Genomic DNA, 11,668 nt, shown 5'->3' with positions numbered 1-11,668 from the left:
CTAATGTCTGTAAACAAACATTAGCTGTTTTATTTTTTAGGACCTTTGTTGATGTCTTCTTTGAGTTCTTTTCCGACTTTGAAGAAAGGCAGTTTCTTCTCTTCAACATTGATGACTTCACCTGTACGCGGATTGCGACCTTTGTAGGCATCATATTGGCGGTTCACAAAAGAACCAAAGCCACGAATTTCAATACGGTCATCGCGCATAAGTGCTTCAACCATAGAATCGAAAATGGTGTTCACAACAGTTTCAGCTTTGACACGTGTAATGCCTGCTTTTTCAGCAATAAGATTGATTAAATCCGCTTTTGTCATGAAATCAATTATACAGATTCAAAGGGGTCTGACTAGCGAAAAACCCTCTTGGCTCGACGCAAGAAGAACGGATTTAGTTAATACATCCCAGTATTTAAGAGGATCTTGCGATAGGCGTCGAGGACAGAGCGGATCATTTTCTGGGTATCGAAGAGATCAATGACCTTTTGGCGGGCTTTATCGCCAATTTCTTCAGCAGGTAGAGTGCCCGAGAAAATCTCAATCAACAGATTGGCCAAAGATTCAATATCTGCCGGGCGAAGCAGGAATCCATCGACTCCGTCTTCCACCACATTGGCAATCGGGCTGACTTCAGAGCCAATAATGACCTTTTTTTGCGCCATTGCTTCGATCAAACTAGCTTCAAAACCCGTCGAGCGAGAGCTCATATCGACATAAACGTCGGCCATCAAAATAAACTCGATTAAATCCCGCGAACTGAGTGCCCCCGGCAGAATCACACGATTGCCCAGAGCTAGGTTCAACATTTCAAATTCGATCTGTTTAAAGTAGGGGCCGTTACCGACAATAATAAGGTAGGCATTCGGCTTTTTAATGGCCACTTTTTCAAAAGAGCGCATCAGGTTTTGCAGCTCGCGAATCTCGGTCATATCCGAGATCGTTACCACGACGTGGGCATTCGAAGAAAGATTCCACTTCTTACGGTACTCATAGGATTCTTCTTTCGGAGACAAGTCTCCGAGTTCCATTCCGTAAGGAGCTGTATAGATATGATAGTCCGGATACAGGTAATAACGCTCAAGAATGATTCTTTGCTGAGGATTATTAACGAAAACACCATCCGCCGATTTCAAGAGCTTGCGATCAGTACCGAAGTAAGTAGTCAAAAACTTATAAGTCACCGCAACGGCCGTAGTGATTAAGCTGCCCAAAGTTTCCTGACTCATTCCCAAAATAGAGAACAGCTGAGACATTTGAGTAGCTTCTGCATCGTAGGCGACTGCAACACCGAATTGTTTTTTATTTCTAGCAATACGACGACCAGAACTATCAAGGCTGTGCATGACATGGAAAGGCTCTTGTTTGTGAAGTTCCATGAACTTTTGCAAGGCCGCTTCTTCGAACTTCACATTCTTGTAGGGGCTGCCACTTTCCTGTAGATAAAAAGTTTTTACGCCATCACGAAGAACTTCAGTCTTGCCGATCGGACTGCGAGTTGAAATCACCGTGACTTTGTGACCTTGTTTGGCCAAGCCACGAGCTATAGGCCACAAAAATCCACTATCCGTGGAACGGCTAAGGATCTGAAAGCGATTACTCACTAAGCAGATGTTCAGCGATTGTGGCAGAGCCTTTTTCTTCACTTTATTTTCCCTAGTTCAGTTACGGCCCTCTGGGCCTGCACATCCTCACGGACATGAGTCCTTACTTTAGCTGACTCAAAGCGCGGGTGTAAAGACGATTGAGCTCATTCAGTGGAGTATCGGTAAGATGTCGATTTTGGCTGAGTTTAGCTTGCAAGCTTTGTGGTGGACGGAAGTCGTCTTTAAGTAAGAAGGAAGCAAATTCCTTGTCCAAAGACTCGTGATTTAGGATCCAGCAATTCACATCTTTTTGCCAAAGATGAGCGTGAACACTGGCTTGTTTTGAATCCAAAGCCAAAGGTGTATTGCACTGAATAGATTTTAGGTAAAATTGAGAGATCTCTTGAGGACTTAATTTAATGCCAGCCAGGATCAGACACTTGGTTCTTTTTAGCAGATCTTTTTCCAGATTTTTTGGCAAGTTTCCGCTAAACATCCAGCGATCTTTCAGCCCCTGTTCGTCCATCCATTGTTCAAACATTTTGCGGCTACGAAGCGGCCAATCTTGATTGGACCCCATCAACACCACAAAGTGAGTCTCTGCAATGCGCGCGATACGACGGAAGTATAAAGATTCCGGAGAAAAGTTTTTTTCAAAACAAGGAATCAAAAAGTAGGGTTCTTCACGAAGATTACGAGTCCAGCTTTCTTCAGCCATCATTTCGGCCTCAGCATCTTCGTAACTAGGCTCTTCTAAAAGCGTGCTTTCATACAAATCCAAAGCCGGAGGCAAAATACCGCGACCCTGTTTTTTAGAACGCACACTCAAACCGCGCAATTTCGCCAAAGAGTCCACCGAAGGGCAAGTCACGATATCGCTTTCTTGCAAAAGCAAACGGGTAGGATTGCCTCGGCGTAGTCGTCTTTCAAATTGCAAAAGGGATGTCGTCAAAACCATCAAAGGATGAGACTTCGCATAACTTGCTAGAACCGCGTGAGCTCCGGTCATTTTTCCCTGTTCAAGAATGATATGCAAAACCTGAGGTTCGTAACTGAAAAGCATCGGTAATACACGTAAGCCTTCCAAGAAAGACCACGTTTTGAAGTAAGCCATGAAACGAATGCCATCTGTATTTGTGGCTTCTTCACCATGACTTGTAAGGAAAATGACCTCATGCTGCTGAGCCTTGAGCGATAAAGCCAAAGGCCAAGAAGTTGAGTTCACCTTTTCAGTCACTAAAATTATTTTCGCCATTCTATTCCCAGCGCTTTGTAGATCCGGTCTAAGATTTTGCGATTCGCTTCAGGGATGTTCCGGTGTTTGAGCTCTTCAGGGTGGATCCATTCCAGCATCATATGATGTTGTGCTTTTGGTTCGCCCTTCCAGAAGAGGATTTCGTAAAATAAAATTAAAATGCCGACGTCGCCGTAAGAGTGTGAACAAGCCAGCTTTAAATCTCCGACCTCAGCATCAATGCCAAGTTCTTCTTGAAGTTCACGGACGAGTGCTTGCTCAGGAGTTTCTCCCGGTTCGATTTTTCCGCCAGGGAATTCCCACTGGCCAGGCAACGAGTTGTTTTCAGGGCGCTGACCAACGAGGATCTTTCCGTCTTTCTTTAGAAAGCCGGCAACCACAGGGATCCAATGTCCTTTGCGGTTTTTTTGTTTGCGCGTTTTCTCATCACCCTCTGCCATATACCTACCTAGAATACCTACTTGCCACTTCACGGAAGAAACCGGGACCCTCAAAAATGAGGGCAGAGTAAATTTCAACAAGATCTGCGCCCATTTGCAACCTTTCAAAGACATCTTCCGGGCTCATGACCCCGCCAGCGCTAACTATTAGCTTCCCAGCGCGGTTTTTGCCTAAAATTTGGAGGCTTTTTTGTAAAGTTTGACGGGAAAGGTCTTTAAGGGGAGCTCCAGACAGGCCCCCTTCTGCAGGGAATTGAATGCCCTGTGGACGAGACAAGGTGGTATTTGTCAGAACAAAACCATCAATCCCAGTCTTCACGGCCACCTCTAAGGCATCTTCCAAGTTTTCATCACTCATGTCGGGACTGAGTTTCAGAAGTACGGGTTTTGAATCCCCTTTATGGGATCGCTGTACAACTGGTTCGAGAAGACGGGCCAAAGCTTCTTTATTTTGCAGGTCTCTAAGACCTTTAGTGTTAGGACTGCTGATATTGACAACAAAGGCATCCGCTTGCGAGCGCAGACGATCAATCAGATAAATATAATCATCGACGGCATCTTCGTTGGCGGTATCACGGTTTTTACCGATGTTCACAAAAACCGGAGTTTGCTTGTAATCATAAGCGCGCAGATTATAGAAAACCTCATCCGCACCAAAGCTTGGGAAACCCATTTTATTCCAAAGTGCGTGATGATGACTGTCGCGGTCCATGATTTTGCCAGGATTTGCTGACTGTGGACGGGGAGTCACCGTGCCGATTTCAGCAAAGCCAACTCCAAAAGCCCACCACTCTTTCAAGCTCTCGGCATTTTTATCAACACCGCCAGCAAGGCCCAGAGGATTTTTGAAAACTAAATTGTTCCAGGTAAAACTTTTCCAAGCCGGAGTCGGTTGGTTTTGAGTTAACGAGAAGAGTTTTAAACCAAAAGGGCCCAGATCATGGGCCCATTGAGGTGGTAAAAGTAACCAAGGTTTCATGCGCAAGTATATCTGCGCAGTGGGGAAGGGCTGCGGGCCCGTCACCGGACTGCGCCCTTTCCTAAATTAACGAGGGTACAAACCTCTGAGCAACATCGCTTTTTCAAGGCGTTGCACAGAAACTGCCATCGCGGCAGAACGCATATCTACGTTCTTTTCTTGGTGGAACTTGAAGCCCACGTCGAAAGCGCGGTGAATGATTGTTTTCAAACGGTTGTTCACTTCTTCTTCGTCCCAGAACAAAGACATAATGTCCTGAACCCATTCGAAGTAAGAAACGATCACGCCACCGCCGTTGGCGATAACGTCTGGAGCGATGAACACACCACGTTTGTGAAGGATCTTCGTCGCATTCACAGATACAGGTCCGTTCGCACCTTCAACGATGATTTTAGCTTTTACATTTTCTGCATTGTGAACGTCGATTTGACCTTCCAAAGCACAAGGGAATAAAGCATCGCACTTCAAAGTTAGAAGTTCTTCGTTCGTCAAAGGTTGAGCTTTTGTATAGCCCTTCAAAACTTTATTCGTTTTGATGAACTCGATGATCTCAGGGATGTTCAAGCCATCGCCGTTGAAGATCGCGCCGCTCACGTCACTGATTGCAATGATTTTAGCGCCACGTTGGTGAGCAAACAATGCTGCGAAAGAACCTACGTTACCAAAACCTTGAATAGCAATCGTAGAGCCGGCCATTTTCATGCCCATTTTTTCGAAAGACTTTTCAGCTGTGTAAACCACGCCCAAACCTGTTGCGTGATTACGGCCCAAAGATCCACCGATCTCTACAGGCTTACCAGTGACAACGCCCGGTTGTGCATAGCCACCTTGCTCTTGAGAGTAAGTGTCCATGAACCACGCCATTGTTTGAGGATCAGTACCCACGTCTGGAGCTGGGATATCTTTTGTAGGACCTACAAATGCCGAAATCTCCGAAGCATAACGACGAGTCAAATTTTGTTTTTCAGTACGAGAGATTGTGTTTGGATCTACGCAAACACCACCTTTAGCTCCGCCCAATGGCAAACCAAGAACAGAGTTTTTGAAAGTCATCAAAGCCGCAAGGCCGACAACTTCAGGAAGGTCCACGTTTTGATGGTAACGGATACCACCTTTGTAAGGACCAAGAGTTGCATTGTATTGTACGCGATAGCCTGTGAATACTTTCACAGAGTAGTCGTCCATGCGGACAGGAATACTAACAGTCACGCAACGACGAGGTTTTTTCAAACGTTCTAAAACATTCGGATCGCAGTTGATCAGTTTAGCGGCTTCTTCAACAGTTTGAAGAGCATTCTTGAACAAAGGACCATCTAAATGAGCTTCTGATTTGTGAAATTCCATTACTTCTAACTCCTTAAAATCACTCGGGGTCATCCTAATGAAGTAAAAACTCAGAGTCACCTTACAAAGTAGTTTGACTCAGTGGTTCTAGGGGCGAAAGGAACAGATCTAATCAAAAGTCCGGACGATGGGACCCAGGGCGTTAAGCTTTTTTATCCTGCCAAAGTTGGATTTGTTTTTTGAAGAAAGCAGAGTTTTGCGCGAGAGCTTGCATATATTCGAGTGTATCTTCTTGGGCTTCCATTGGAAGTTTGAAAAAGGGCTGAATGTGCTCATCGGGAACATATCTGAAAGTGAAATTGATTCTACGGGTCTCGAATTCTGTCACGTTCAGTTTAAAGACTTCATCACTCTTTTTTTCGACTCGCTGAACACGGTGGAAGAGCTTTTTCTTAAATTTCTCGCCACCAAAAATCTGTAATGAACTGTCATCGAGCCATTGTTGCAGAATCACGTTGCTCTGCGACTGAGTTCCATGACTCTCGACGAACTGAAACAAAGCACGATCTCCGAATGAAACTGAGGCCACAGGGCCTGGCTCAAAATCTTTATGTTCACCGACGCGGGCACAATCAATACGTTTGCCGTTGCTATCAATTTGGTCACCATAAAAATTAATCAGGCAGGTATTCAAATTCCAACCACGAGGAACATCCCGTGGGTCAAATTCGTTTTTTACCAGGGCATGGATTTGCTCTATGAGCTTTTTAAGAACGGGTGGATAGGGCTCGGCACTTACACAACGGTGAAAAATACCCTTTGGCGGATGATAATAATTAAGGCAAGCAAACTGCCAGTTTCCCAGCCAGTACACGGGGCGAAGTAAGCGCCGTTGTTGTTGATCTGCCGGCGGTGGATTGTGCTTCGAATAGCGCATTTCCCAAATGGGGTGCAGGGTCGCCAAATAGTCCAAAATGTCGGCTTTATCCACCGCTGACACATAGTCAGGCTTATAGATCAGATTTTGATAGGGACTCGTGGTTTTGCGCATAGGTCCTTTTAACACATTGCCGTACTAAAAAGTATGGCCTACTTTTAAGAAATCGGTTTAAAACTGAAATTTCTACAGGAGTCGACCCGTGAATATTGGAACAGAACAGCGCCAGGATCTTATTAAAACCCTTTCTAGTTTTAAAAATAAGAAAGTCCTCATTATTGGGGATGTCGGGGTGGATGAGTACGTCATGGGTGATGTTCGTCGTATCAGTCCTGAGGCTCCGGTTCCTGTGGTTCAAGTGACTGAAGAAGACAAACGCTTGGGTTTGGCCGCGAACGTGGCTCAAAACGTTGCAAGCCTTGGCGGAATTCCTTTGATGGTCGGAGTTGTCGGCCGCGATGCGGGCGCAACCATGCTTCAAGAGATTTGCCATAAAGCCAATGTCTCTTGGGATTATATGGTTCATTCAGAACGCCGTCCTACCACGCGAAAAATGCGTGTGATGACGGGTCCTCATCATATCGTTCGTGTGGATTATGAGATGGTAAAATATCTTTCGCCAGAGACAGAAACAAAAGTGATTCACAGAATCAGCGAAGTTATCGATGAAGCTGATGTTGTTATTCTTCAAGACTATAACAAGGGCGTGATCTCTCAAAATCTTGTGAAGCAAACTGTAGAAATCGCCAAGAAACATGGCAAAAAGCTTTTGGTAGATCCCACTCGTGCGAACCCTGCTGAGTTTTATTATGGCGTTGATTTGATCAAGCCCAACTATGAAGAGTCTTTGGCACTTTCTGGTTTAAAATTCGACGAGCTTCGTGAAAATCCAAATAAGATTTTAGAAGTGGGCCGTGCATTGCAAAAGAAAACAGGCGCTAAAGAAGTGGTTTTGACTCGCGGAAAAGAGGGCATGACTATTTTCTCTGGCGATAAAGTGGATCAAGTTCCAACATTCGCGCGCAAAGTTTTCGATGTGACCGGTGCTGGTGATACAGTTATCGCAGCACTTGCACTCGGAGTTGCGGCTAACTTACCACTCGTGCAGTCTTGTACTATTGCGAATTTTGCAGCGGGTGTTGTTGTTGGTAAAGTGGGTTGTGTTCCGTGTGAAATTCCAGAACTTAAAGAATATATCCAGACCGTGCATTCTTAGTATTCAGTAATAGTTCCTGTGACGCCCGAGGCGTTGAACCAAGTCCCGACCGGAATGGCGTTGTTGTAAGAACCGTCATTCGATTCGTCATTAGGGACACGAACCTCAGCACCGGCAGCATTTTCAATATACATTGAAGTCGTCACTGTAATCGAGTTTGCAGAGCTCATTTGTTGGAACTTGCCGCCGCTATAAATTTCAAGCGACTTTAAAGTCATATTGTAAGCGGGGAGTGGCGTCGGTAAATAATTGGGCACTGAACCATTCCAACCAATGAGAGTTCCATAGGTGTCTGAGGTTTTCTTATAGTACTCAGTGCCTGTACCGCCATTGCAGATACCGTCTTTTCCAGGACCGCCATTGGCGCCGACTTTTGCGCCCGAGAAAGTTCCGCCAAAGTTTGTGTAGTAAAGAGCAAGACGTCCACCACCGCCACCGCAAGCGCTGGCTTCAGAGGCCGCTCCGGTGTAACCACCATAGGCGATCACACGTTCTGTAGAACCTGACGACGAGGTGATCGTATTCGCGGTGATCCAAATACTGCCACCGCCACCGGCACTTGCAGCGTTGTCAGAGTCGGGAGCATATGGATAACCAAGGGCTCTGATTTGCCCATTGATGGTGAGTGTTCCACTAATATTCATTTTAACAACGCCACCACCGGCTCCTCCTACAGCAGTAGAAACAGAAGTGTTGCCACCGCCTCCGGTCCCAAAAGCAAATGGCTGTGCGGGATCACTCGAAGCAGAAGGGCTCGCAGGAACATAAGTGGAGTAATAGCCACCATATCCTGCGCCCGATCCTCCGCTATACTGTGCAGATCCACCCGTCGTGGTATTGCCGTAGGTGTAACCAAAATTAGTATTATTATTCGCCCAACCTTCACGGCCCATGTTTAGATTAAAAACTGAGTTGCCACCAACGTATCCAGAGCCACTCACATCAATCTTCGCATTGGTGCCAAGAGTAAAGGTGGTCGCAGCAATCACTAAAGGTTGCGGTGCCACAGTGCCATTAGAATACCAAGCGTCCAGAACGGGGCTTCCATTCGTTAAGTCCACGGTGCTGGCATCAAGACGTAGTAAATATATTATAGGATTTTTTGAGGCTGCAGAAATTATATTCGTCGAAGATAAATAGGGCGTTCTAAATCTCGAACTACTACTAAAATATACATAGTCGTACTGAGTATTAAATCCTGCGATATACCAATAGGTATTCGCCGTGAGACCCGCAGCGCTTCCGCCAGAAACTGTGAAAACGCCTGTGGCAGGATTGTAGTCAGTGATTGTGAAAGAAGCAGTGCTCGCTAAATGGGGATTGACCACGATAAGTTTTCCAACCACTTGGGCTTTGGTGAAAATAAAATCACGGGCGTTATTGATGAGGCCCGTATCTGTAATCGTGGTCGCTGTTGATGAACTTATGAAACCGTAGGGCGAAAGAACAGTGCCTCTGAAGTCAGAATATTTATCTTCAAGCAGATGGAGACTTCCGTAACCTGAAACACCGTTTTGATAAGAGAAAATCGTTCCTGCAGAGCCATCTTTAGCGGCTGAAGCCCCACCATTGACGGACATTTTCGAGCTGGTGAAAGCCATGGTGCCACTCATCGTCGTATAGGAAATACTGATGCGACCGCCGCCGCCGCCGCCGAAACCATTGCCGCCAGCAGCGGTTATTAAAACTCCAGCCGAAGATGAAGTAATAGTGCCAACACTTAATCGTATTGATCCACCAGCACCACCGCCGCCATAGCCACCATTATAATTTCCACCTTTGGCAGAAATGGTTCCATTCACAGTCAAGGTGCCCGAAGCGCTTAGATAGACGACACCGCCGCCGTTACCACCCGGGTCATAGGGTCCAACAGCGTCGGCAGTGCCAGCACCTCCACCAGCCTCGAGAGGAAGAGAGATACTATCAAACGCAGCACCTGGAAAATAATCTTTAAAACTTGGATCGTCGTCATACCCACCAATACCACCATGCGACCCACCTGTATCCTGATCAGAACCGCCATTGGTAGTAAGGCCATAAGTCAGTCCTATGTTAGAGCTGTTTGTTCCACGCATGCCGGAATTTCTTCCGCCCAAATATCCCATCCCGTCCACGTTGATGGAAGCTCCCGAAGCAATAGTGACGTTAGTTGCCTCCACTTTTAAACGACCGACATAAGTAGAATCACTTGGAATATGACTAAGCACGGCCGTATTGTTGATATTGATGGTCGGGGAAGTCAGATTTGCAGTCATAAGTTTTGCAGTATTGCTAATTGTCGTGGTGGAACCAACTCCCAAGTATCCGCTTTGAACGAGGGCCGCGTCTCCGATGTTAACATTGTCCCAAACATTGTAACGAGTGTCATAGATGGTCCAAAGTTTTCCAACAGAGGTCACGGTGGTCAAATCGACAGTGCCATTGGTGATGGTCGTAGAAGTTGTTCCCGTTATTGCTGGCGCAACAAGAACCTCGGCATCAGCATCAGGAGAAATCAACCCAACATACTGGCCAGCAACGACTTGAGAAGTATAATTCGTAAAAGTAATGGTCGCGGCAGTGACTGAGGAAACCCAGCCAAAAGCTCCGATCGGAGTGCTGTTGGTGACATAAGTACTATTATAAGGACCATAAACATAAAGGTCTCCAGAAGAAGAACTTGGTGTGCCAACAGCAATCGTTCCTGAACCTCCGTAATAAGCCACTGTACTAGTAATTTGAGTGCCACCATAGGCGCGCACATAGGTACTATTAATCGCCATGGTTCCTTGCAGACCCGTCAAATAATTAATTGCAATGCGACCACCGCCACCGCCACCAGAGATGCGAGGACCTCCGCAAGTAGCAGCGCTTCCGCCGGCTCCGCCATTTGCCGAAATCAATAAGCCCGAGGTGCTGCTAGAAATATATTTTGCTGTAATATCGATGGAACCACCGGCGCCGCCGCCGCAACTGCCATCAGCGCCATTTGCAGAAATCGCAGCGGTTGTGCCGTTACCATCTAAAGTTAAAGTGCCAGCGATAGTCATACGGACAACACCACCGCCATTCCCGCCTTTTTGAGTAGACGAAAACCCACCGCCGCCAGCGCCAAAAGTATCGGGGTATTTAATAATTCCATAGGGAAGATTTGGCGTCAGTCCCGGAGAGCTGGATTTCCATCCACCCCAGCCGCCATGGGAGCCCCCTGCAGTGGTGTTGGCGCCTGCCGCAAAGTTATAGGTTTGTCCGGTGGAGACGTTATTCACAACTGCATCGGGACCTGTTTGATAACCGCCCAGATAACCAAGGCCATTGGTGGTGATGACGCCACCACTTGCGATAGTGACATCACCGCTCACATTCAGAGCGATCGGTGTGCAACCCGCTGTTGTACATCCACGGTGGGTAAGTACTCCAGTGTTGGCGATAGTTAGACTACGGATATTTATGATCGACGAGTAGTTAACAGTGACGGTGACTCCGGGCTGAATGTCCCAGCCGCATCCCGAGTATTCGGCGACGTTCGCACTAGAAATGGTGATATTTGCAGCGATTTTACAGACAGAAGATTTCCAAAATCCAAAAGGGATCATGGCTGCTGTTGCAGGAAGCAAGGAGCTGCCTACAACAACTAGGGCCACAACAGCCACAGCCACACACAGCTTCCTTAAAAAAAGTAGGGAACGTTCCGCTTGCATACCACTTATTGATCGGTAAGTTATTGAAATCTCTTTAGTATTCTTGTGGCTCGGAACCAAAATGACACGGGGACAATGTGGCCGTTTGTGATTCCACTAATTTTGGTAGAATTTTTGGGACTATAGGCCCCATTTTTCCCAATATAGGGGCAGTTTCCACGGATTCTCGTGTACCAGGCCTTTAGATTTCACGAGCTTTAACTTCATCTATAAAATCGAGTTTGTTTGGTGAAAACTACAGGCGGCTTACAAAGGCTGGCTATTCCCCTCGAACTATTGTAAGTTCTGGCCCTCT

At 46.4% G+C, this 11,668-nt stretch carries 9 protein-coding genes; 1 reads left to right on the top strand and 8 read right to left on the bottom strand.

The window, feature by feature from the left end:
• Positions 1 to 29: 29 nt before the first annotated feature.
• From ACLWBB_RS17190 to ACLWBB_RS17160, 7 genes are all read right to left on the bottom strand, one after another.
• Positions 30 to 317 carry an HU family DNA-binding protein gene (locus ACLWBB_RS17190; RefSeq protein ID WP_413288791.1) on the bottom strand — a complete coding sequence of 96 codons (288 nt, stop codon included), beginning with the start codon at positions 315 to 317 and terminating at the stop codon, positions 30 to 32.
• 77 nt (positions 318 to 394) lie between these two features.
• Positions 395 to 1,642: a glycosyltransferase family 4 protein gene (locus ACLWBB_RS17185; RefSeq protein WP_413288790.1), complete on the bottom strand. Its 1,248-nt coding sequence runs from the start codon at positions 1,640 to 1,642 to the stop codon at positions 395 to 397.
• A 61-nt stretch (positions 1,643 to 1,703) separates the two neighbouring features.
• Positions 1,704 to 2,837: a glycosyltransferase gene (locus ACLWBB_RS17180; protein ID WP_413288789.1), complete on the bottom strand. Its 1,134-nt coding sequence runs from the start codon at positions 2,835 to 2,837 to the stop codon at positions 1,704 to 1,706.
• Positions 2,825 to 3,277 carry an 8-oxo-dGTP diphosphatase MutT gene (gene mutT / locus ACLWBB_RS17175; RefSeq protein ID WP_413288788.1) on the bottom strand — a complete coding sequence of 151 codons (453 nt, stop codon included), beginning with the start codon at positions 3,275 to 3,277 and terminating at the stop codon, positions 2,825 to 2,827. Before mutT ends, ACLWBB_RS17180 begins: the two co-directional genes overlap by 13 nt.
• A 4-nt stretch (positions 3,278 to 3,281) precedes the next feature.
• A complete protein-coding gene (locus ACLWBB_RS17170) occupies positions 3,282 to 4,256 on the bottom strand; it encodes a quinone-dependent dihydroorotate dehydrogenase (protein ID WP_413288787.1) in 975 nt (324 codons plus the stop codon).
• 66 nt (positions 4,257 to 4,322) lie between these two features.
• Positions 4,323 to 5,600, bottom strand: a complete 1,278-nt coding sequence (locus ACLWBB_RS17165; protein WP_413288786.1) for a Glu/Leu/Phe/Val family dehydrogenase — start codon at positions 5,598 to 5,600, stop codon at positions 4,323 to 4,325.
• A gap of 142 nt (positions 5,601 to 5,742) precedes the next feature.
• Positions 5,743 to 6,591 (bottom strand): alpha-ketoglutarate-dependent dioxygenase AlkB, encoded by an 849-nt coding sequence (locus ACLWBB_RS17160; protein ID WP_413288785.1) that lies wholly within the window; start codon positions 6,589 to 6,591, stop codon positions 5,743 to 5,745.
• Between the two features lie 88 nt (positions 6,592 to 6,679).
• Here ACLWBB_RS17160 and rfaE1 point away from each other — a divergent pair, with 88 nt between their 5' ends.
• Positions 6,680 to 7,693: a D-glycero-beta-D-manno-heptose-7-phosphate kinase gene (gene rfaE1 / locus ACLWBB_RS17155; RefSeq protein ID WP_413288784.1), complete on the top strand. Its 1,014-nt coding sequence runs from the start codon at positions 6,680 to 6,682 to the stop codon at positions 7,691 to 7,693.
• Here the strand turns inward: rfaE1 and ACLWBB_RS17150 are convergent.
• Positions 7,690 to 11,331 (bottom strand): beta strand repeat-containing protein, encoded by a 3,642-nt coding sequence (locus ACLWBB_RS17150; protein WP_413288783.1) that lies wholly within the window; start codon positions 11,329 to 11,331, stop codon positions 7,690 to 7,692. The two genes, rfaE1 and ACLWBB_RS17150, sit on opposite strands and share 4 nt — an antisense overlap.
• Positions 11,332 to 11,668: the final 337 nt, after the last annotated feature.

Origin of the sequence: Bdellovibrio sp. HCB337 (assembly GCF_047302465.1) — a bacterium.
In the GTDB taxonomy this organism is placed as follows: domain Bacteria; phylum Bdellovibrionota; class Bdellovibrionia; order Bdellovibrionales; family Bdellovibrionaceae; genus JACMRP01.
Note: the sequence above shows the minus strand (reverse complement) of the source record. Positions and strands in the feature narration are given on the sequence as shown.